The 21,286-nt window shown below is 63.8% G+C and carries 16 protein-coding genes; 7 read left to right on the forward strand and 9 right to left on the reverse strand.

Going from position 1 to position 21,286, the window contains the following annotated elements; all coding sequences use genetic code 11:
- Positions 1-89: 89 nt before the first annotated feature.
- Positions 90-2,252: a malate synthase G gene (locus tag VNT00_RS02095; RefSeq protein WP_325584011.1), complete on the reverse strand. Its 2,163-nt coding sequence runs from the start codon at positions 2,250-2,252 to the stop codon at positions 90-92.
- Between the two features lie 198 nt (positions 2,253-2,450).
- Between VNT00_RS02095 and VNT00_RS02100 the strand changes: the two genes are divergently transcribed.
- A complete protein-coding gene (locus VNT00_RS02100; RefSeq protein WP_325584013.1) occupies positions 2,451-2,738 on the forward strand; it encodes a 4a-hydroxytetrahydrobiopterin dehydratase in 288 nt (95 codons plus the stop codon).
- Positions 2,739-2,836: 98 nt separating this feature from the next.
- Positions 2,837-4,336 carry an AMP nucleosidase gene (locus VNT00_RS02105; protein ID WP_325584015.1) on the forward strand — a complete coding sequence of 500 codons (1,500 nt, stop codon included), beginning with the start codon at positions 2,837-2,839 and terminating at the stop codon, positions 4,334-4,336.
- Here VNT00_RS02105 and VNT00_RS02110 read toward each other — a convergent pair.
- Positions 4,329-5,105 (reverse strand): IclR family transcriptional regulator, encoded by a 777-nt coding sequence (locus VNT00_RS02110; RefSeq protein WP_325584017.1) that lies wholly within the window; start codon positions 5,103-5,105, stop codon positions 4,329-4,331. The two genes, VNT00_RS02105 and VNT00_RS02110, sit on opposite strands and share 8 nt — an antisense overlap.
- Before the next feature lie 173 nt (positions 5,106-5,278).
- Here VNT00_RS02110 and VNT00_RS02115 point away from each other — a divergent pair, with 173 nt between their 5' ends.
- The 5 genes from VNT00_RS02115 to hmgA are packed head-to-tail and all read left to right on the forward strand — an operon-like array spanning position 5,279 to position 10,865.
- A complete protein-coding gene (locus VNT00_RS02115; RefSeq protein ID WP_325584019.1) occupies positions 5,279-6,427 on the forward strand; it encodes an ABC transporter substrate-binding protein in 1,149 nt (382 codons plus the stop codon).
- A 57-nt stretch (positions 6,428-6,484) separates the two neighbouring features.
- Complete coding sequence (locus VNT00_RS02120) at positions 6,485-8,209, forward strand: FAD-dependent monooxygenase (protein ID WP_325584021.1); 1,725 nt, start codon at positions 6,485-6,487, stop codon at positions 8,207-8,209.
- Entirely contained in the window at positions 8,206-8,379 is a 174-nt protein-coding gene (locus VNT00_RS02125; protein WP_325584023.1) for a hypothetical protein, read from the forward strand. The genes VNT00_RS02120 and VNT00_RS02125 overlap by 4 nt, the downstream gene beginning before the upstream one ends.
- A 26-nt stretch (positions 8,380-8,405) precedes the next feature.
- On the forward strand, positions 8,406-9,515 hold the full coding sequence (locus VNT00_RS02130; RefSeq protein WP_325584025.1) for an aromatic ring-hydroxylating dioxygenase subunit alpha: 1,110 nt from the start codon (positions 8,406-8,408) through the stop codon (positions 9,513-9,515).
- 45 nt (positions 9,516-9,560) lie between these two features.
- A complete protein-coding gene (gene hmgA, locus VNT00_RS02135) occupies positions 9,561-10,865 on the forward strand; it encodes a homogentisate 1,2-dioxygenase (protein ID WP_325584238.1) in 1,305 nt (434 codons plus the stop codon).
- A gap of 497 nt (positions 10,866-11,362) precedes the next feature.
- On the opposite strand, the gene VNT00_RS02140 is transcribed toward hmgA, so the two are convergent.
- The 7 genes from VNT00_RS02140 to VNT00_RS02170 all read right to left on the reverse strand — a co-directional run bounded on the left by VNT00_RS02140 (position 11,363) and on the right by VNT00_RS02170 (position 21,264).
- Positions 11,363-11,977 carry an SET domain-containing protein gene (locus VNT00_RS02140; RefSeq protein WP_325584026.1) on the reverse strand — a complete coding sequence of 205 codons (615 nt, stop codon included), beginning with the start codon at positions 11,975-11,977 and terminating at the stop codon, positions 11,363-11,365.
- A 124-nt stretch (positions 11,978-12,101) separates the two neighbouring features.
- The gene (locus tag VNT00_RS02145; RefSeq protein ID WP_325584028.1) at positions 12,102-14,792 is read right to left on the reverse strand and encodes a DNA topoisomerase III; all 2,691 of its coding nucleotides are present in this window, start codon (positions 14,790-14,792) and stop codon (positions 12,102-12,104) included.
- 210 nt (positions 14,793-15,002) lie between these two features.
- Positions 15,003-15,872 (reverse strand): tRNA glutamyl-Q(34) synthetase GluQRS, encoded by an 870-nt coding sequence (gene gluQRS, locus VNT00_RS02150; RefSeq protein ID WP_325584030.1) that lies wholly within the window; start codon positions 15,870-15,872, stop codon positions 15,003-15,005.
- A 13-nt stretch (positions 15,873-15,885) separates the two neighbouring features.
- Complete coding sequence (locus VNT00_RS02155; RefSeq protein ID WP_325584032.1) at positions 15,886-16,347, reverse strand: Smg family protein; 462 nt, start codon at positions 16,345-16,347, stop codon at positions 15,886-15,888.
- Between the two features lie 175 nt (positions 16,348-16,522).
- On the reverse strand, positions 16,523-18,910 hold the full coding sequence (locus tag VNT00_RS02160) for a TonB-dependent receptor (RefSeq protein WP_325584034.1): 2,388 nt from the start codon (positions 18,908-18,910) through the stop codon (positions 16,523-16,525).
- An 88-nt stretch (positions 18,911-18,998) separates the two neighbouring features.
- Positions 18,999-19,400, reverse strand: a complete 402-nt coding sequence (locus VNT00_RS02165; RefSeq protein ID WP_325584036.1) for a DUF2946 domain-containing protein — start codon at positions 19,398-19,400, stop codon at positions 18,999-19,001.
- Between the two features lie 259 nt (positions 19,401-19,659).
- Positions 19,660-21,264: a carboxyl transferase domain-containing protein gene (locus VNT00_RS02170; protein WP_325584038.1), complete on the reverse strand. Its 1,605-nt coding sequence runs from the start codon at positions 21,262-21,264 to the stop codon at positions 19,660-19,662.
- Between the last annotated feature and the right edge of the window lie 22 nt (positions 21,265-21,286).

Below are 21,286 nucleotides of genomic sequence, written 5' to 3' on the forward strand. Positions count from 1 at the left end.
TGCGCAAACGCCGCCATGAAGGCGGCGTTTTGCTTGGCGGTTGCGAACCGGCCCCGGGAGGATTCCGGGGCTGTGGGCAATGCAAGGCCTTACCCGCGCGCCTTGGCGACCTGGCGCCAGTGGTGCAGCAGGGGCTCGGTGTAGCCGTTGGGTTGTTCCAGGCCCTTGAAGACCAGATCGCACGCTGCCTTGAAGGCAATGGAGTCGTCGAAGTTGGGCGCCATGGGCCGATAGGCCGGATCGCCCTGGTTTTGCTTGTCGACCACCGCCGCCATGCGCTTCATGGTTTCGAGGATCTGCTCTTTGGTGGTGATGCCGTGGCGCAGCCAGTTTGCCATGTGCTGGCTGGAAATGCGCAGCGTGGCGCGGTCTTCCATGAGGCCGATGTCGTGGATGTCGGGCACTTTGGAGCAGCCTATGCCCTGGTCGATCCAGCGCACGACGTAGCCCAGGATGCCTTGCGAATTGTTGTCCAGCTCTTGCTGGATTTCCTGGGCCGACCAGTTGGGCTCGGCCGCCACGGGAATGGTGAGGATTTTCTCGAGCAGGGGTTCGTTCTGGCCTTCCATGCCGCGCTGTACTTCCTGGACGTCGATTTGATGATAGTGCAGGGCGTGCAGGGTGGCGGCGGTGGGCGACGGCACCCAGGCGGTGTTGCCGCCGGCCTTGAGGTGGCCGATTTTTTGCACCAGCATGTCGGCCATGAGGTCGGGCATGGCCCACATGCCCTTGCCGATCTGGGCGCGGCCGCGCAAGCCGCACTGCAGGCCCACCTGCACATTGTTGCGTTCGTAGGCGTCGATCCAGACGCTGCGCTTCATGTCGCCCTTGCGCACCATGGGGCCGGCCTCCATGGAGGTATGGATTTCGTCGCCGGTGCGGTCGAGGAAGCCGGTGTTGATGAAGGCGACGCGGGCGGTGGCCTGGGCGATGCAGGCCTTGAGGTTGACGCTGGTGCGCCGCTCTTCGTCCATGATGCCCATTTTGATGGTGTTGGGCGCGATGCCGAGCAGGGACTCGACGCGGGAGAAGAGCTCGCTGGTGAAGGCGACCTCGGCCGGGCCGTGCATTTTGGGCTTCACGATGTAGATGGAGCCGGCGCGCGAGTTGCCGCGCAGCTTCAGGTCGCTCATGGCGATGAGCGAGGAAACGACGGCGTCCATGATGCCCTCGGGCACTTCCTGGCCGTCGGCGTCGAGGATGGCCGGGTTGGTCATGAGGTGGCCCACGTTGCGGATGAGCATGAGCGAACGCGCGGCCAGGGTCTGGGTGTTGCCCTGCAGGTCGGTATAGCTGCGATTGGGGTTGAGCTTGCGGGTGAAGGTTTTGCTGCCCTTGGCGACTTCTTCGGTAAGGGTGCCGTTCATGAGGCCCAGCCAGTTGCGGTAGGCGAGCACCTTGTCGTCGGCATCGACGGCCGCGATGGAGTCCTCGCAGTCCATGATGGTGGTCAGCGCGGCCTCGAGCAGGATGTCTTTGATGCCGGCGCCGTCCTGCTGGCCGATGGGACTGTTCTTGTCGATCTGGATTTCGAAGTGCAGGCCGTTGTGCCGGAACACCAGGGCCTCGGGGGAGGAGGCCTGGCCGCGGTAGCCCAGGAACAGGCCGGGCCGGGCCAGCGAGGTGCTGGAACGGTCGTGCATTTCGACTTCGAGCTTGCCGTCGGCCACCGAATAGCGGGCGGCGTCGGCGTGCGAGCCGCTGGCCAGCGGAATGCTTTGATCCAGGAAGCGCCGGGCGAATTCGATGACCTTGGCGCCGCGCACGGGGTTGTAGCCGCCGGCATGTCCGGCCCCGTCGTCTTCGGGAATGGCGTCGGTGCCGTACAGGGCGTCGTACAGGCTGCCCCAGCGCGCGTTGGCGGCATTCAGGGCGTAGCGTGCGTTGGTAATGGGGACGACCAGCTGCGGGCCGGCCTGGCTGGTGAATTCGACGTCGATGTTCTGCGTGTCGACGGCGACGGAGTCGGGCGCGTCCTGCAGATAGCCGATTTTCTTCAGGAAGGCCTGGTAGGCCTGCAGGTCTTTGTAGCCGTTGGGGTTCTGGTGGTGCCAGGCGTCGATTTCGGCCTGCAGGCGGTCGCGTTCGGCCAGCAAGGCGCGGTTCTTGGGCGCCAGGTCGTTGATGATTTTGGCGAACCCGGCCCAGAAGGCGTCGGCGGAGATCCCGGTGCCCGCCAGGGCTTCATTCTGGATGAAGTCGTGCAGTACGGTGGCAATCTGCAGCCCATGCTGCTGGGTTCGTTGTGACATATCGGGATCCTTGGGTAAAAATAGCCAAAAAGAAGGTAATAGTATGGCAACAGTTGTCAATTACTATTAGTATGGACTGTAGAGTAGAAGGACTCAATATCAGCGAAGTTCAAGGACTTGCTACTTAAAGTTCATTATCGGTGGCTGGCCGGCAGCCGTGCGTTTCCATCATTCATCCGCAATCAAGGAGCCGGAATCATGAAAGCTCAGCTCAAACTCATCGGCGCTCCGTCGGCGCTGCTGCTTCTGGAAGGCTGGTCGGCGGTCGAGTCGCGCGATGCCATACACAAGACCTATATCTTCAAGAACTTCAACGAAGCCTTCGGCTTCATGATGCGGGCCGCCCTGCAGGCCGAGAAGCTCGACCATCACCCCGAATGGAGCAATGTATACAACCGGGTAAGCGTCACCCTGACGACCCACGATGCCAAGGGCGTCACCGAACGCGACATCGCCCTCGCCTCCTTCATGGATCAGTTGGTCTGATGAGTGCCCCCACGCTGCGCCGCTAGTGCGGCTTGCCGCCTTCTCTAGCTATATACTTCGCTTACTGTTTTTGATCATGCCGCATCGTGGAGTCGTTCATGCAAGAGTCTTCCGGCTATGCCGGCCCGGCCGTGCTGCCGCAGTTCATTCCGTTTACCGGGTATCTCGACGCCCAGGCCGCCGTTGACCGCCTGATCGAAATCTACGACCGCAATACCGCTTTCATCCGCGCGGCCTTCGCCGACTATGCGGCCGGCCGGTTCACGCCGGGCCAGCGCGCCCGGGCCTATTACCCGGCCATACGCATCAAGGTCAGCACCTACCAGGAAGTGGACAGCCGCCTGTCGTACGGCCATGTGGTCGAGCCGGGCAACTACATGACCACCATCACCCAGCCTTCCCTGTTCGCCGATTACCTGCGCGAGCAGATCGGGCTGCTGCTGAAGAACCACGGCGTGCCGGTGGAGATCGGCGAATCCGACATGCCGATACCGCTGCATTTTGCATTTACCGACGGCCAGTACGTCGAAGGGCAGTATTCGGATGCGCTGGGCGATTCGCTGCGCGACCATTTCGATGTGCCCGACCTGGTGGTCACCGACGACGCCATCGTCAACGGCACCTGGCGCGGGCGGGGCGGCGAGCCGCAGCCGCTGGCGCCTTTCACGGCGCCCCGGGTCGACTACTCGCTGCATCGCCTGCAGCACTATACGGCCACGGCGCCCCGGCATTTCCAGAATTTCGTGCTGTTCACCAACTACCAGTTCTACATCGACGAGTTCTGCCAGTGGGCGCGCGAGACCCTGGCCAAGGAAGAAGGCGGCTATACCGCCCTGGTCGAGCCGGGCAATGTGGTGACCGAACGCGGAGCCGGCGCCGTTCCCAGCGGCCCGGCCCCTACGCGCATGCCGCAAATGCCTTCCTACCATCTGGTGCGCGAGAATCACAGCGGCATCACGCTGATCAATATCGGCATCGGGCCCTCCAACGCCAAGACGATCACCGACCACGTGGCGGTGCTGCGCCCCAACGCCTGGCTCATGCTGGGCCATTGCGCCGGGCTGCGCACTACCCAGCGGCTGGGCGACTACGTGCTGGCGCACGGCTATGTGCGGCAGGACCACGTTCTGGATGACGACTTGCCGCTATGGGTGCCGGTTCCGCCCCTGGCCGAGATCCAGGTCGCCCTCGAAGACGCGGTGGCCGAGGCCTCGGGACTGTCGGGCTGGGAGCTCAAGCGCATCATGCGCACGGGAACGGTCGCCACCATCGACAACCGCAACTGGGAGCTGCGCGACCACCACGAGCCCGTGCAGCGCCTGTCGCAGTCGCGCGCCATCGCCCTGGACATGGAATCGGCCACCATTGCGGCCAACGGCTTTCGCTTTCGCGTGCCTTACGGCACCCTGCTGTGCGTGTCCGACAAGCCGCTGCACGGCGAGCTGAAGCTGCCCGGCATGGCCAGCGACTTCTACCGGCGCCAGGTGGGCCAGCACCTGCACATCGGCATCCGGGCGCTGGAAGGCCTGCGCGACATGCCGCCCGAGCGCCTGCATTCACGCAAGCTGCGCAGCTTCATCGAGACGGCGTTCAAGTAAGCCCCGGAACCGGCTCCATGCGCCTGGAGATTTCGCTGGCGGTCTGCACGACCAGGCCCACCAGGGTTTCCTCGCTCAGTGCGGCGGGCTTGTCGGTGTCCAGGGTAAGCACCAGGCTGCCCAGGATTTCCTTGCCGCTGACCACGGGGGCGGCGATGCCGGTCACGCCCGCGTCGAGCTGGCCGTGCGAGATGTAATACCCCTGATGGCGGATTTGCTTGAGCGCCTTGGTGAAGGTCTGCCAGTCGTCACCGATCGCGCGCGCCGACTGGGCCGTAGCGGGGTCTTCCAGCGCCGCCTCGTAGAAGCGCTTGAGCTTGCGCCGGTTCATGTACGCGAGCACGATATGCGCCTGGGCGCCGAGAAACAGCGGCATCCGCAGGCCCTTGGTGTACGTAAGGGGCGCGACGGGCTGCTTGCCTTGCACCTGAAATACGTTCACTATGGTTTTGTCGTAGATGTTGCACAGCATTATGGTGCAGCCCGTCATCTCGGCCAGGCCGTGCATCAGGTCGTGTCCGGCCTGGATAATGGGGTCGTACGAGCGAATCAGGTATTCCAGCTCGATGATTTTCGGCCCCAGCCGGTAGCGTCCCGAGGTTCTGGACAGCATGCCGGCCTCGGTCAGGTCGCTGGCGTAGCGGTAAGCCGATGCGGCGCTGATTTCAAGCGCGGTGGATATTTCTTCGATCGCGACCAGCGGCTTGTGCTTTCCGAATAGATTCAGAATGGCCAGGACGCGGTTGATGACCGAGGGAGAAGATGACATGACAAACAGGCTTCCGTAGTGAAAATCGTGGCGCTTGACAGGCGCTGTTTCTTAGGAGGAATCGTCTCACAAAAATAAATGCGTTGACAATTTAATTTCTTAAATCTAGACTTGTTTATCATTAGATAATAAAAAAGTTCAAAATAACACTTTTCACAAGACCGGAGACAACAATGCGAAATGTTCGTAAATTATTGGTAGGCTTGGCGGTATGCGCGGCTTTTGGCTCGGCTCATGCCGACGTCAAGGTGGGAGTGATTCTGTCGCTGACGGGGCCGGCCGCTTCGCTGGGCATCCCCGAGAAGCAAACCCTGGAAATGTGGCCCAAGGAAATCGCCGGGCAAAAAATCGACGTCACCGTGCTGGACGACGCCTCCGACCCCACCAAGGCAGCCTTGGCGGCCCGCAAGCTCACCAGCGAGAACAAGGTGGATATTCTGGTGGGGCCGTCGGTGACACCCACCGCGCTGGCCGCCATGCAGGTTGCCGGCGAAACCAAAACGCCTATGCTGTCCCTGTCGGGCGGCGGCGCCATTATCTATCCCCAGGAAGGCGCGCGCACCTGGGTCTTCAAGATGCCGCCCTCCGAAAAAATCCAGCTCGACAACATCTTCAACACCATGAAGAAGCGGGGCGAAAAAACGCTGTCCGTCGTGGGGGCGAACGATGCCTATGGGCAGGTGTTCATCAATGACGTCGAGAAATACGCGCCCGCGGCGGGCATCAAGGTGGTCAGCGTCGAACGTTTCGGCAGCACCGACACCAGCTTCGTTTCCCAGGCTCTGAAGATCATCGCGGCCAAGCCCGACGCCGTGTTCATCGCAGCGTCCGGCACGCCGGCAGCCATGCCGCAGATCGAACTCACGAACCGCGGCTACAAGGGCACCCAGTATCAAACCCAGGCTGTGGCCAACAACGACTACCTGCGTATTGGCGGCAAGGCCATCGAGGGCACGCTCATGACCGTGGCGCCCATGCTGGTTGCCGAGCAGTTGCCCGACAGCAACGCGAGCAAAGCCGTAGCGGTGCCCTACATCAAGGCATTCGAGAAAATCCATGGCCCGGGTTCGCGTTCCTTGTTCGGCGCCGAGATCTGGGACGTAACCCTGTTCCTGAAGAATGTCATTCCCGTCGCCATGAAGAAAGCCAAGCCGGGTACGCCCGAATTCCGCGTGGCCCTGCGCGATGCGCTTGAAAACGTCAAGGACCTGGTGCTGACGCAGGGTGTCTACACCATGTCGGTCAAGGATCACAACGGCGCGGATGCCCGCAGCCAGGTGATGGTCAAGATCGAACACGGCAAGTGGAAGTACATCGATTAGTCGCTGTCCATCCATAACCCGCAGTACGCAACAAGCAAGTAAGCAGGCAGGCGCGGCATGACCACAGAATTAAAGCCATACCCCTTCGAGTTCATCAAGCGGCAAGCCAGGCCGCGCAAGGGTTCGGAAACCGAGCATCACGGTGTTGTCATTGTCGGCGGCGGGGTGGCGGGTCTTACCGCCGCCCTGGCCCTGGCGGTGCAGGGTATCCCGTCTGTGGTCATCGAGGCAGACGATTCCGTCTGCTTCGGCAGCCGCGCCATCTGCATTTCACGGCGCAGCCTGGAAATCTTCGAAAGGCTGGGCGCCGTTGGCGAGATTCTTGAAAAAGGCCTGCCCTGGACGGGCGGCCGCTCGTATTACCGCAACCAGGAGGTGCTGCATTTTTCGATGCCGCACGATGCCAACCAGCATCTTCCTCCCATGATCAACATCGAGCAGTACTACATCGAGGAATACCTCGTGCATGCGCTCGAATCCTATTCCGAGCTGGCCGACATACGCTGGGCCAATCGGGTAACGGGCGTTGCGCCGCAGGACGGCGGCGTCATGCTCGACGTCGAACAAGAAGACGGCCAGCCATACCGCATCCAGGCCGACTGGGTCATGGCCTGCGACGGTGGCCGCAGCAAGGTGCGCGAGGCCCTGGGCCTGCACCTGCAGGGCACCGCCTACGAAGGCATCTACATCATTGCGGACATCGCGCTGAAAAGCGCCTTGCCCACCGAAAGGCTGGCCTGGTTCGACCCTCCGTCGAATCCGGGGTCGACCATACTCATGCACAAGCAGCCCGACGACATCTGGCGCATCGACTACCAGATCCGGGACGACGAAGACCCTCAAGAAGCCGTCAAGGCCGAGAACGTCCTGCCGCGGGTCCAGGCGCACCTCGAAATGATAGGCGAGACCGCCGAATGGTCGCCGCTGTGGATCTCGCTGTACAAGGCCAATGCGCTCACGCTGGACAGCTATCGGCACGGCCGCGTGCTGTTCGCCGGCGATGCGGCGCACCTGGTGCCGATCTTCGGCGTGCGCGGCGCCAACTCGGCCATCGACGACGTCGACAACATGGCCTGGAAGCTGGCGGCCGTCATGAAGGGGCGGGCGGATCCTTCCCTGCTCGATTCGTACTCGGTCGAGCGTGTTTTCGCGGCGCGTGAAAACCTCAGGCAAGGCATGAAAAGCACCGAATTCATGGCTCCGCCCACGTTCGCATTCCAGATGATGCGCGAGGCGGTGCTCGACCTGGCCCTGGACACCCCGGGCGTCCGGTCCCTGATCAATCCGCGCCAGACCAGCGCCATCCACTACGAGGATTCCCCGGCCGTCGCCGCCGGCGACCACGACGCCCGGTTCACCGCGGGGCCGCGCCGCGGCGCAGTTTTGCAAAGCGCGCCATTGCGGCATGTGGATGCCCAGGGGCGCGAGTCGACCGTGCATGTCACGCAACTGGTCCGGGCAGGCCAGTTTCTGGTGCTGGCCTTCGGCGATGCCGCCGGACTGCCGGCCGACCTGAACCAGGCCGTCGCAAGCTTGCGCGAGTCCGGTCTTGGAGTTCGCGCCCTGGCTGTATGCGGCCGTGAGCAAGGCGCAAGCGGCGACGAATATCTTGTCGATCCGGATGGCAAGGTGGCCGGGCTCTATGGCGCCCAGGCGGGTGGGGTCTACGTGGTGCGGCCCGATGGCCATGTCTTCGGCCGCTGGCTTGCCTTGCGGGGGCAGGAACTCGTGGACGCCTTTGCCGTCCTGCTGGGCAAGACAACCCAACGGAGGTCCGCATGAACGATCTCGAACTGGATGCCGTGTATACGGAATTGTGCCGGGTTCTTGGCGAGGCCGGCGAACAAAAAGCCTTGACGCTGCTGGGCCGTTTCGCCCTGCTGGCGATGCTGGAAATCGACGACGCAGACCGGCTCAAGGCATTGATTGCGCGGGCTGCGCAAAGCGCCTGAGGCGCGAGCTTACGGAGACTGGAATCATGTTTATGAAGAACTGCTGGTATGTGGCCGGTTGGTCGCATGAAGTCGAGGCGGATGGATTGATGGCGCGTACCATCTGCGGCAAGAGGCTGGTGTTCTGGCGTGACGAGGCCGGCGCCATCCACGCGCTGGACGACCGCTGCTGCCATCGCGGCGCGCCGCTGTCCATAGGGCGGAAGGAGGGCGATAACGTCCGATGCATGTACCACGGTTTTCTCTTCAATACAGCCGGCGCCTGTATCGAGATTCCCGGCCAGTCCCAGATTCCCCCCAAGGCGCACGTGCGCAGCTACGCGGTGGTCGAGCGCCATCGCTGGATCTGGCTATGGATGGGCGATGCGGCTGCCGCGGACGAAAGCCTGATCCCCGACACGCACTGGCTGGACGATCCGGATTGGGCCTGCACCAAGCCGGGCCGCCTGCACTACGACGTCAACTATCAATTGGTGAACGACAATCTGCTGGATTTTTCGCATCTTTCCTATGTGCATCCCAATACCCTGGGCGGCTCGGAAGAGTACGCGCAGCTGCGCTCCAAAATAGAGCGCCTGCCGCGCGGCCTGCGTATTACGCGCTGGTTCATGGACAGGCCGGCGGCGCCGTTCGTGGCCAAGCTGCTGGCGGCCAAAGGCATGACGGGCAATGTCGACCGCTGGAACAATTACGATTTTCTGCTGCCCGGCGTGCTGATCATGGATTCGGGCTTTGCCCCGGCCGGCCAGGGCGCGGAAAAAGGCAACCGGGAAGGCGGTATCGAGTTCCGCCATTGCCAGGTGGTGACGCCTGAAACCGAGAACACCTGCCATTACTTCTTTGCCCAGCCGCGCAATTTCGACAAGGACAAGCTCGAGGTCAGCGAGGCGCTGTACACCAGCATATTGGCGGCCTTCGAAGAAGACCGCGCCATCATCACCTCGCAGGCCGAGAACATCGCCGCCGACCCCTCGTTCGAGCCGGTCGCCTGCGGCCTGGACTCCGCCCTGGGCCAGTTCCGCTGGCTCATCGAGCAGCAGATCAAGCAGGAGGCTCAGGCCGAAGCCGCCGCGCAGCAAGAGGGCGCTGCGAACACCCCGGCGCAGCGTGCCCGCCCCACGGCCGTGGCGGGTTGAGGAATGACCATGACACAGAAAAACGGCGCGGCGTCCAGCCACGCAATGCCATCGAACGCCGGCTATATGTCGGGCTTCGGCAACGAGCATGCCACCGAGGCCCTGCCCGGCGCCTTGCCGGTCGGCCGTAATTCGCCGCAGCGCGCGGCCTACGGCCTGTATGCCGAACAATTGTCAGGCACGGCCTTTACGGCGCCGCGCAGCCACAACAGGCGTTCCTGGGTTTACCGGATACGGCCGGCTGCGGTGCACAAGCCTTTCACGCCGCTGGAGAACGACCGCATCGTCGGCGATTTCGGCGCCGTTCCGCCCACACCGCCCAATCAACTGCGCTGGGATCCCCTGCCCATGCCCTCGGCGTCGACCGACTTCGTCGACGGGCTGGTGACCATGGCCGGCAACGGCTCGCCCGAGCACATGAGCGGCTGCGCGATTCATTTGTACGCCGCCAATGCGTCGATGCGGGGCCGCTATTTCTACAATGCGGACGGCGAACTGTTGATCGTGCCGCAACAGGGCCGGCTGAGCCTGGCCACCGAGATGGGCGTCATCGACATCGAGCCGCTGGAAATCGCCGTGGTGCCGCGGGGCGTCCGGTTCCGCGTCGACCTGCCCGACGGCGAGGCGCGCGGCTATGTCTGCGAGAATTTCGGCGCGCCTTTCCAGCTGCCCGACATGGGGCCCATCGGTTCGAACGGGCTTGCCCTGCCGCGCGATTTTCTTGCGCCGCGGGCGGCCTACGAGGATATCGACGGCGACTTCGAGCTGGTGTCGAAGTTCGGCGGCCGGCTATGGCGGGCCGATATCGATCATTCCCCGCTGGACGTGGTGGCCTGGCACGGCAACTACACGCCATACAAGTACGATCTGCGGCGGTTCAACACCATAGGTTCGATCAGTTTCGATCATCCCGACCCATCCATCTTCCTGGTGCTGCAGTCGCCCAGCGATACGCCGGGCGTAGACACCATCGATTTCGTCATCTTTCCGCCGCGCTGGCTGGTGGCTGAAAACACCTTCCGGCCGCCCTGGTTCCACCGCAATGTCGCCAGCGAATTCATGGGCCTCATTACGGGCGTCTACGATGCCAAGGCCGAAGGTTTCCTGCCGGGAGGCGGCAGCCTGCACAATTGCATGACGGCGCATGGCCCGGATGCCGACACGTTCGAGAAGGCGTCCGCCTCCGACACGTCGGCGCCGCACAAGGTCGAGGACACCATGGCGTTCATGTTCGAAACCCGCACTGTCATCAAGCCGACACGCTTTGCGCTGGAGTCTTCGCAATTGCAGGCCGATTATTCCGAGTGCTGGCAGGGCTTGGCAAGGCATTTCGACCCAAGCGGCGCTTGATGTGTTTATGTTCGCTGTGAAGCCGTTCAGGCTGGCCAGCCTTTGACCCGTATTCGCCCTAGATCCTTGTTATTGGGTTGCGGTTTGTTGTGGCGGATGGTTTTTTGGGTTCTTGAGCGGCCAGGGAGCACCTGCACCGGCGCGCTCAGGTCGCTGCGGCCCCGGCGGTGCCGGGGCTTCCCATGCCGTCAGCCGTTTTCGGGCGCTCATATAGAGTGCCCCCACGCTTCGCCACTACGTGGCTTGCTGCCCCCGAGGGGGCGCCTTTTGCCTTGGGGCGGCCCGGCGGCAAAAGCTCGGACGAACGGCCAGCCCCCGGCTGGCCGTAAACGCCGTCCTCAAACAGCTGTTCGCTTGCACCCCGAAAACGGCCGCCGCCATGGCTTGCTCCAACTTCGCTTGCCGGCACAGGCGCTCCCCGGCCTTGCGGTGGCGATGAGTGGCGAAATCCCTTCTCTGGCCTTGTGCAGTTTCAGCTTGGGTGCTTTCGGTTTCGTTTAGCCTGTCGCTTTTTTCTTGCCGACTTTTTCTGGCCTGTCTTTCTTGCCGCCCTTGTCTTTTTGCGGCTTGTCCTTGCCGTCCTTGGCTTTGCGCTTGCCTTCACTGCGGCCGTCGGCAGCTTTTTTCGACTTTTTCTTTTTGGCCTTTTTTTCCGGCAGGGCCAGCATGGTGTGGCGGCATTCGCTGCTGCCGCAAAGGCATTGGTATTGCTTTTGCAGCTTCTTGGTGATTTTGCCTTCCATGACCAGGCCGTAGTCGTAGAACAGCTCTTCGCCGGCCGTTATATCGCGCAGCGCCATGATGTAGACGCGAGTGCCGGCGGAGTTTTCCTGGGTTTCGCAGTTGGGCGCGCACGAGTGGTTGATCCAGCGGGCGTCGGTGCCGCGATTGCCGCCGTCGATGACCTTGCCGCAACTGAGCGCAAAGAAGAAGGTGTGGAAGGGATCGTCCGGGTTGACCGGATGCATGGCGTCGGCCTGCTCGGGTGTGATGCGCCGTCCGCCGTATTCGAGGATGCGGGTTCCGGCGGGAATGTCGCGGGCGGCGAATACGCCGTTGCCGTGCAGGGTGGATTGTCTTACGGAATGCCAGGGCTCGGAGGCGGATGTCATAGGGTGGCGGTAAAGGTATGGTTGCCGCGTGGAGGCGATGGTGGTTCGGGTTCAAGGGTCGGCGGGCGTTTGGCCGCCGGTGGTTCGGCATGGTGGGCCGGCGAGGGCCGGCCCGTTGCGTACTTTAGAACGGCGGGTCGTTCTCGTCCAGCGCGGCGCCGGATGTTTTTTTGGCTGCGGCCTTTTTGGCCGCTGTTTTCTTGGCCGCTGTTTTTCCCGCCGTCTTTTTCGCCGCCGCTTTCTTGGCGGGCGCTTTTTTAGCCGCGGCCTTGGTCGGCGCCTTGGCCGCCGCGCTGGCCGTCGTGGCCGGTTCAGCCGTGCTTGCCGCCTTCTTGGCCGCAGTTTTCTTGGCGCCGGGTTTTTCGGGCCGGGCTTCGAACTCGAAGCCGATCTTGCCGTTGGGCTGCTTGACGAGGTAGGCCTTGAACTTGCGATTGGTGCGGCTGGACACAAAGCCTTCCAGCAGGTCGGTCTTGCCGTCGGCCAGCAGCTTGACGATCTGGGCGGGCGCGACCTCTTGCTGCAGGATCATTTTGCCGGAACGGAAGTCGCAGGTTTTTTCCGGGCCGACCGATTTCTCGCATACATAGTTCATGCCATGCTCGAACACGCGGCCGCCGCATTTGGGGCAGGCGCCCAGCGAGGTCTGGCCGGAGAAATCGACGGGCTCCGAGTTTTCGGCGTCGTTCTGGCCGAAGTCGAATTCGAGCTTGAATTCGTCGGTGATGCGCAGCAGGGCGGAAAAAGGCCGACCCATCTTGCTGATGAAGCCCGACAGCGGGCCCAGTTCGCGCTTTTGCAGCAGTTCTTCGACCTCGGGGACTTCGAAGGTGCGTCCGCCCGGGTGCTTGCCGATGGAGAAGTCGCATTGCGTGCAGGCGTAGCGGCGGTAGTTTTCCTTGACGACGCCTCCGCATTTGGGGCAAGGCGTGGCAAGCGTGGCGTAGTCGCCGGGCACGGTGTCGCGTTCGTATTCCTTGGCCCGCTTGACGATGACCTGGGTCATTTGCGCGATTTCGCGCATGAATTCGTCGCGGTCGAGCTGGCGCTGTTCGATTTGCTTGAGGCGGTGCTCCCATTCGCCGGTGAGCTCGGGCGAGGTGAGTTCGTTGACCCCCAGGCCCGACAGCAGCGTCATGAGCTGGCGCGTCTTGGCGCTGGGCACGAGCTCGCGGCCTTCGCGGCGCAGATAGCCTTCGTTGAGCAGGCCCTCGATGATGGCTGCCCGGGTGGCCGGAGTGCCCAGCCCGCGTTCGGACATGGCTTCGCGCAGGGCTTCGTCGTCGACCAGCTTGCCCGCGCCTTCCATGGCCGACAGCAGCGTGGCCTCGGTGTAGCGTGCGGGCGGCTTGGTGACCAGCCCCTTGGCCTCGATTTCGTCGGTCTTGACGGTTTCGTTGTCGGCTACGGCGACAAGCGTGGTGTCGTCGCCCTGGGCCTCGCGCCCGTAGATGGCCAGCCAGCCAGGCTCGACCAGCACCTTGCCTTCGGTCTTGAAGTGGTGGCCCGAGACCTCGGTAATGCGGGTGGTGACGCGGAACTCGGCAGCCGGAAAGAACACGGCCAGGAAGCGCCGGGCGATGAGTTCGTAGATCTTGCCTTCGGCCTCGCTGAGATCGCGGGGGATCTGCAGGGTGGGGATGATGGCGAAGTGATCGGAAACCTTTTTGTCGTCGAAAATGCGCTTGTTGGGCTTGATCCAGTCTGTCTTGCCCAGTTGCGCGGCAAAGGGCTGGACGCTGGCGGCGGCCGAAGAGCCGCCCTGGGACAGCGCCTGCACGGTCTGCTTGACCGTTTGCAGGTAGTCCTGGGGCAGGTAGCGCGAATCGGTACGCGGATAGGTAAGGGCTTTGTGGCGCTCGTACAGGGTTTGCGCCAGCGCCAGGGTGGTCTTGGCCGAAAAGCCGAAGCGCGAGTTGGCCTCGCGCTGCAGCGACGTAAGGTCGAACAGCGCCGGCGACATCTGCGTGGAGGGCTTGGATTCTTCGGTGACCTTGCCGGGCTGGTTGCGGCAGGCGGCGACGATGGTTTGCGCCGCATTGAGCGACCACAGGCGCGAATCGCGCTGCTCGGGATCCTGCTCGTTCTTGGTGAACTTGGGGTCGAACCAGCGGCCGGTATAGAAGCCGGCGGCCGCGACGAAGGTGCCGTGCACCTCCCAGTAGTCGCGCGGGACGAAGCGGCGGATGCGCTCTTCGCGTTCCGCGACGATGGCCAGCGTGGGGGTCTGCACGCGGCCGACAGGGGTCTTGAAGAAGCCGCCGTCCTTGCTGTTGAAGGCGGTCATGGCGCGCGTGCCGTTGATGCCCACCAGCCAGTCGGCTTCAGCGCGCGAGCGAGCCGCCGCTTCCAGCGGCTTCATGGTCTCGTCGTCGCGCAGGCTTTGGAAGGCTTCGCGGATGGCGGCCTGGGTCATGGAACGCAGCCACAGGCGCTGCACGGGCTTTTTGACGCCCGCGTATTGCACGATGTAACGGAAGATGAGCTCGCCCTCGCGGCCCGCGTCGCAGGCGTTGATGACGGCGGTGACGTCTTTGCGCTTGAGCAGCTTGACCAGCAGCTTGAGGCGCTCGGCCGAGCGTTTGTCGGCCGGCCCGAGTTCGAACTGGGGAGGAATGACGGGCAGGTGGGTGAAGCTCCATTTGCCGCGCACGGGGTCGTTGGGCGCCACCAGGGTCAGCAGGTGGCCGATACTGGAAGCGAGCACGTATTGCTCGCTTTCAAAGTAGTCGCCTTCCCGCGTAAACCCGCCCAGGGCCCGGGAGATGTCTAAGGCAACCGAGGGTTTCTCGGCAATGATCAGCGTTTTGTCCATGTATATCCAGTAACTGCATTTACAGCAGCGATAGCGCGGATCATACGGGGGGACAAATGCACAATGCAAGTCGCACCAGACAGAAAGCACCACCGGGAGGCGGAAACAACTATGTTTCGACCCCGGAATGCCCGGCTGTCCGGGGCGCCGGCGGGCGTGTGTTCCACGATGACCTGGCTGTTTGGCCGGATGATCCGCTAATTCAATATATCAAATGTTGAAGCGGGCGGCCCATTGCGGCAGTGCGGCCTTCCAGAATGCCTCGATGTTTTCCGCCCCCGGCAGGGACTCGAACCCCAGCCTGCGCCAGGCGCGGTCCAGGGTGCGCAGGGGATCGGAGCCGTCCAGCGCGGGGGCGTGGTTTTGCTTGGAAAGCTTGTGCCCGTGTTCGTCGAGGACCAGCGGCACGTGCATGACATCAGGGCAGGGCGCGCCCAGGCGGCCGGCCAGGAGCCGCTGTCGGGCGGTGGAGTCGAGCAGGTCGGCGCCGCGCACGATATCGGTGATTTCCTGCTTCCAGTCGTCGATGACGACGACGAACTGGTAGGCCCACAGGCCGTCGGCGCGCTTCACGATGAAATCGCCCACCGTATTTGCAACATTCTGTTGCTGCGGGCCGAGCCAGCGGTCATGGAAGTGAACCATGCCCTCGGGAACGCGCCAGCGCCAGGCGCGCACCGGCCTGCCGGGCCGCACTCCGTTGCGGCATGTGCCGGGATAGGCGCGCTGGCCGATTTCCTGGCGGGTGCAGCCGCAGCCGTATACGCATCCCTGGGCGTTCAAGGCGTCGAACACCGATTGATACAGGGCGTGGCGGCGCGACTGCCAGACCGGCTCGCCGTCCCAGTGCATGCCCAGGGCCTGCAACTGGCCCATGATGAGGCGATCGGCGCCCGCCACGGCGCGGGGCGTGTCGATGTCCTCGATGCGCAGCAGCCAGCGGCCCTGGTGGGCGCGGGCGTCGAGAAAGCTGGCCATGGCGGCGACCAGCGACCCGTCGTGCAGGGGGCCGCTGGGACTGGGGGCGAACCGCCCCGTATAGCCCTGTCTGGCTCGCAGAGCCTGGGACGAATACAGCAAGGGTTAACAGGCCCTAGTGCGAGGGCCGGGAGTGGTCGTCGGTGAGCAGTTCTTCGAGCACCAGGTGGTCGATTTCGGCCTCCTGGCTCCAAAGCACCATGAGGGCGATGATTTTGATTTTTTCGAGGGGAATGGGCGATTCGTGCGTGGCCTGGGCCCGCTCGATGAGGATTTCGCGCAACACCGCCGGCAGCGCCCCCGAGCTTTCGAGGAAGCTGATGAAGCCTATGGCCTCGGTGCCCAGGGCCTGGTATTCCTGTTCGGTGAAGATGCGCCGACTGTTGCTTTGCGGCGTTTGAGCCAGCGCGATGCATTGCTCGGTAGTTTGGGCCAGGCCGTACAGCCAGCCCAGGGCTTCGTCGATGTCGTCGTGCTCGAACCCCACCGCGGCCAGCTTGTGCGCCAGGACGTCTGCGTCGGGGCAGGCTTGCGGCGTGTAGTAGTTTTCGAATAAGTAAACCAGGATATCGAACATAGGTGACTCAGGTTGCCCATTGGAAATGTTTACACGGGGTAAACGGGTTAACCGGTAAAGTTTGATTCGACTTTACTTGATCTGACTTTACGCCGAATTGCCATTGCGGGCAATTCGGGAATGTGTCACTGGCTCCAGTATAAACGCTTGTCGTATCGTGACTGTCCGGCGGGCGTTACAGCCTGATCTTCAGCTCGGCAAGCACGGTGCGGCCCGGATAGGGGTGGTAGATGAAGGCTTGCTTGTTGAAAATATTGTTGATGCCCAGGCTGGCCTCCACGTGCTGGCTCCAGCGGTAGTTCAGGCGGGCGTCCACGATCAGGAAGGTGCTGGAGCCGCCATAGGTATCGGGGTTGGTGTCGGTATTGGTCAGCGTGTTGTATTGCCGGCCCGAGTAGCGCCCGGCGACCGTCAGCGCGGTGTCCTGGTTGAAGTGCCAGGTGGCCGAGGCGTTCAGCCGCCAGCGCGGCACGCGCGGAAACAGATTGCCCTCGGTTTCCGGGCTGCGCGAGTTCTCCAGAATGGTCGAGTGCGTGTAGCCGGCCCCCAGCGCCAGGTCCAGCCCCCGCACACCGACGTCGTAGCCCTGGAAGTCGAGTTCCACCCCCCGGTTGCGCACTTTGTCGATGTTCTGGATGTTGGTGATATTGGGGTAGACGGTGGTGTCGGTCTGGGAGTACAGGGTGTCCTTGACGTCGTCCTGGAACAGCGCCACGCGCACCTGGCCCACACCCGCGTCCCAGTCCAGCGCCAGTTCCTTGCTGAGCGTGCTTTCGGGCTTCAGATTGGGGTCGTTGTTGATGATGGCGCCGCTTGCCACGCTGCCCTGGAACAGCTCGCTGACCGTGGGAAAGCGGTAGGCCTTGCCCAGCGATGCGCTTAGCGTCAGGGTCTTGCCCAGCTCATAGGCCAGGGAGGCCTTGGGCGAGAGCGCGTTCTGGCTGCGTGGGGCATAGTCCAGCGTGGCGCCGCCGCTGGCGCGCGATCCCTGGTAGGCGCGCCACTGCTCGTAGCGCAGGCCGGTCGTCAGCGTCCAGCGCGGCGCCAGCAGCCAGGCGTCCTGGGCGTAGAGGGCCTGCGTGCTGGTCGTGCCCTGGAATGCCTGGGCAAGGGCGCCGGCGCCGCCGGTCCGCCAGTTGCCGGTGTCAAAGCTGTTGCTGTCCAGCCGGTAGCGGTCGAAGTGATAGCCCAGCACGATGTGGTGCGAGCCGGGGGTATGGCCGGCCGGCGTGTAGCTGGCCTGCGCCTCCAGCGTTTTCCAGCCGCTGCCCTGGTTGCTGGCCAGGGAGCCGGGGCCGTTGTTGGGGCCGGCCAGGTCGGCTGTGCGCTGCGTGTCGTTCATCAGCGCGAAGCTGGACATGTTCAGGCTGTAGTTCCAGCCCTGGGCGTGGCGGGTCTTCAGCGACAGGCCATAGAGCGCGCTTTCGCTGCGGCCGCTGCTGTCGGCCATGGCGCCGGGGTCTATCGTATAGGCCTGGCCGCCGATATCGACCTGGCCGGCGTACACGGGCCGCCCGGCATCGTCGTACAGCAGGGTGTCGTTGCGGCTGTCGTAGCGGCGGTTCCAGTAGCTCATGGAAAAACCGGCCTGCAGCGTCGGCGTGATGTCGTAGGCCAGCTTCAGCTTGAACTGGTCCTGAACCAGCCTGACGCTGCCTTCGGCGCTGGTGCCCACGATGAGGCCGGGCTTGCCGTACTGGTCGATGTAGGGCTGCGCGCCGCGGACGTGCGTGTAGCCGCTGCCGGCTGGCGTCGCCGATGGCTTCAGGGTGGCGAACTGCATGGGCTGGCTGGTGTTTTCCAGGTGATCCGCGCCGATCAGGAAAGACAAACTGCCCACTTTGTCGCCGATGCTGGCTGTCTGCTGCGAGCCTTGCAAGTCCTTGTCGATCCCGTAAAGGTCGAAGTGCTGGGAAAAGAACTGGCTCTTGGCCGAGGCCTCCAGCCTGGTCGGCATGCGGGTGGTGATGGCCACGGTCGCCCCCATCGAATTGCCCGGATACAGGGCCGAGAAAGGGCCGTAAAACGTCTCGACCCGTTCGATGTCGTCGGGGAACACCATGGACCACTTGGGCGCGAAGCTGTAGGTGTTGCCCAGGAAGTTGCTGAGCAGCATGCCGTCCGCATACACCAGGCCGCGTGCGCTTTGCGAGTTGTTGGTGCCGCGCACGGAGATCAGGGAGTTCTGGTCGCCGATGTAGCGCTTGCGTATGCCGAAGTTGGGCAGGTACTTCAGGGCGTCCTCGGTGTTGATCATATTGATCTGCTTCAACTCGTCCGGACCGGTAACGTGCACGGCGACGGGCAGTTGGGGGTCCAGCCCGCTGGCCGGTTGCCCGGCGGTGACGGTGATGGGCGCGAGCATGGCTTCGGGGGCATTGGCGGCGGAGCCTGTGCGTGAAGCTTGGGAGGCTGTATTCGGGGCGGCAGGCGTGGGGCCGGCCGCATCGCTGGTTTGCGCATGGGCGGCTTGCATGCCGCCCAGCAGGCACGGCAGCACGGCCAGGCGCAGGGCGTGCGCGAGCCGGCTCCGGCCCGCGCGCACGATGGCTATAGGGTTCATGATGGTCTTCTGTCAAAGGTTCTGGAAGCGACGCCCGCGGCGCTTTACGGCCAAGGGCCGGCGCGGTGCGGAGGACGGCGAGAAGGGCTCAGGCGGACAGAAGAGGCGGTGCGCGAGGCTGCGCGAAGGGGTATTCGGGGACGGCTGCCGCGACCGTGGCGGCAGGAGGAGTCGCCAAGGGTCGCCAGGCGGCTACGCCGGCCTGCACGCCGGCAACCGCATGCGCCAGCGGCGCATGGGCGGCCAGCAGCCCGCAGTAGGCGCAGGCCTTCAGGCTGTGATCGGTTTGCGGGTGATGGCCGGGGTCGGCGTCGGTGTTTAAATCGAGGCTGAGCTGCGAGGAGGCCTGGCCCGGCAGGCAGATGGAAAGCGATAGTTCCCGACCCTGCTCGTGCTGCACGCTTTGCGAAATCGCCGGCATGAGCACGGCCAGCCAGATGGCCAGCAGTCCCACCCATGCGGTGAATTTGCGGTGCTTGGAAAACGCCATTTGAAGGGCGCGCCGAAAGAGGCGCGTTGAGAATTATTCGCAAGCGTCATTCTACGGGTTTCGATTGGCCGGCACAATGCGAGGCCAGGAGCGTGGGCGGCAGAAACCGTCCGGGCTGCAAAGCCGTCTGCTCCGTTCATATTTCCGCCGCTTCTTGGCCCATAGAACCACTATGGGCCGGCAAATCGTCAAAAATCTGCCCTGTCGCAGCCGGCTTTTCGCCTCGAACGTTTCTGCCGCCCACGCTCCTAGGCGCCGCCTACATCCTGAACAGGCCGAAGCGGGTTTCCTCGATAGGGGCGTTTTGCGCCATGCGCAGCCCCGCCGCCAGCACCGAACGGGTGTCGGCGGGCTCGATGATGCCGTCGTCCCAGAGGCGGGCGGTGGAATACAAGGCGTGTCCCTCGTGTTCGTATTGGTCGCGTATGGGCTGCTTGAAGGCTTCTTCTTCCTCGGCGCTCCAGGGCTGGCCTTTGGCCTGCAGGCCGTCGCGCCGCAGCGTGGCCAGGACGCTGGCGGCCAGCTCGCCACCCATGACCGAAATGCGGGCATTGGGCCACATGAACAGCAGGCGCGGGTTGAAGGCGCGTCCGCACATGCCGTAGTTGCCGGCGCCAAACGAACCGCCGACGATGACCGTGAACTTGGGGACGGCCGCCGTGGACACGGCGGTGACCATCTTGGCTCCGTGGCGCGCTATGCCTTCGTTCTCGACGCGGCGCCCCACCATGAAGCCGGTGATGTTCTGCAGGAATACCAGCGGGATCTTGCGCTGGCAGCATAGTTCGATGAAATGGGCGCCTTTCTGCGCGGCTTCTGAAAACAGGATGCCGTTGTTGCCGACGATGCCGGCGGGCATGCCCTCGATGCGCGCAAAGCCGGTTACCAGCGTGGTGCCGTAGCGGGCCTTGAATTCGTCGAACTCCGAGCCGTCGACCAGGCGCGCGACGATTTCGCGCACATCGTATTGCCGGCGCGCGTCGGCGGGGACGATGCCGTTGATCTCCTGCGGATCGTATCGCGGCTCGGCGAATGCCGCGCCGCGAACCGGCGACGGCGGCAGGTTCAGCCTGGCGACGGCGTTGCGCGCCAGTTGCAGGGCGTGGTCGTCGTCGTCGGCCAGGTGGTCGGCCACGCCCGACAGGCGGGTATGGACGTCGCCGCCGCCAAGGTCCTCGGCCGAGACGATTTCGCCGGTGGCGGCTTTGACCAGGGGCGGCCCGGCCAGGAAGATGGTGCCCTGGTTGCGCACGATGATGGATTCGTCGCACATGGCCGGCACGTAGGCGCCGCCGGCCGTGCACGAGCCCATGACCACGGCGATCTGCGCAATGCCCATCGACGACATGACGGCCTGGTTGTAGAAGATGCGTCCGAAGTGGTCGCGGTCGGGAAATACCTGGTCCTGATGGGGCAGGTGCGCCCCGCCCGAGTCGACCAGGTAGATGCACGGCAGGCGGTTCTGCTGGGCGATTTCCTGGGCGCGCAAATGCTTCTTGACCGTGGCCGGGTAGTAGGTGCCGCCCTTGACGGTGGCGTCGTTGCAGACAATGACGCAGTCGATGCCTGCAACACGGCCTATGCCCGTGATGAGGCCGGCGCCCGGGGTGTCTTCGTGGTAGAGCTGGTGGCCGGCAAGCGGCGAAAGCTCCAGGAAGCGGCTGTCGGGATCCAGCAGCCGCATGACCCGCTCCCGCGGCAGCAGCTTGCCGCGCGCCGTATGTTTTTGCCGCGCCTGTTCGCTGCCGCCCTGGCGCGCATGGGCCAGGTGCTTGCGCAAGTCGTCCAGGGCGTGCTGCATGGACTGCGCATTGTCGCGGAAGGTCCGCGAGGCGGGGTCGATCCGGGATTCGATGGCGGGCATGGCAATTCCAGGACGGACGGCG

It is taken from the genome of Eoetvoesiella sp. (genome assembly GCF_035555955.1).
Lineage (GTDB): Bacteria > Pseudomonadota > Gammaproteobacteria > Burkholderiales > Burkholderiaceae_B > Eoetvoesia.

What these genes read in the sequence shown, in the direction of transcription:
- VNT00_RS02125 (WP_325584023.1), top strand. Translation starts at nt 8,206, where the DNA reads ATGAACGATCTCGAACTGGATGCCGTGTATACGGAATTGTGCCGGGTT.
- VNT00_RS02105 (WP_325584015.1), top strand. Translation starts at nt 2,837, where the DNA reads ATGCAAGAGTCTTCCGGCTATGCCGGCCCGGCCGTGCTGCCGCAGTTC.
- VNT00_RS02095 (WP_325584011.1), bottom strand. Translation starts at nt 2,252, where the DNA reads ATGTCACAACGAACCCAGCAGCATGGGCTGCAGATTGCCACCGTACTG.
- VNT00_RS02100 (WP_325584013.1), top strand. Translation starts at nt 2,451, where the DNA reads ATGAAAGCTCAGCTCAAACTCATCGGCGCTCCGTCGGCGCTGCTGCTT.
- VNT00_RS02130 (WP_325584025.1), top strand. Translation starts at nt 8,406, where the DNA reads ATGTTTATGAAGAACTGCTGGTATGTGGCCGGTTGGTCGCATGAAGTC.
- VNT00_RS02140 (WP_325584026.1), bottom strand. Translation starts at nt 11,977, where the DNA reads ATGACATCCGCCTCCGAGCCCTGGCATTCCGTAAGACAATCCACCCTG.
- VNT00_RS02160 (WP_325584034.1), bottom strand. Translation starts at nt 18,910, where the DNA reads ATGAACCCTATAGCCATCGTGCGCGCGGGCCGGAGCCGGCTCGCGCAC.
- VNT00_RS02145 (WP_325584028.1), bottom strand. Translation starts at nt 14,792, where the DNA reads ATGGACAAAACGCTGATCATTGCCGAGAAACCCTCGGTTGCCTTAGAC.
- VNT00_RS02115 (WP_325584019.1), top strand. Translation starts at nt 5,279, where the DNA reads ATGCGAAATGTTCGTAAATTATTGGTAGGCTTGGCGGTATGCGCGGCT.
- VNT00_RS02165 (WP_325584036.1), bottom strand. Translation starts at nt 19,400, where the DNA reads ATGGCGTTTTCCAAGCACCGCAAATTCACCGCATGGGTGGGACTGCTG.
- VNT00_RS02170 (WP_325584038.1), bottom strand. Translation starts at nt 21,264, where the DNA reads ATGCCCGCCATCGAATCCCGGATCGACCCCGCCTCGCGGACCTTCCGC.
- VNT00_RS02110 (WP_325584017.1), bottom strand. Translation starts at nt 5,105, where the DNA reads ATGTCATCTTCTCCCTCGGTCATCAACCGCGTCCTGGCCATTCTGAAT.
- hmgA (WP_325584238.1), top strand. Translation starts at nt 9,561, where the DNA reads ATGCCATCGAACGCCGGCTATATGTCGGGCTTCGGCAACGAGCATGCC.
- VNT00_RS02120 (WP_325584021.1), top strand. Translation starts at nt 6,485, where the DNA reads ATGACCACAGAATTAAAGCCATACCCCTTCGAGTTCATCAAGCGGCAA.
- VNT00_RS02155 (WP_325584032.1), bottom strand. Translation starts at nt 16,347, where the DNA reads ATGTTCGATATCCTGGTTTACTTATTCGAAAACTACTACACGCCGCAA.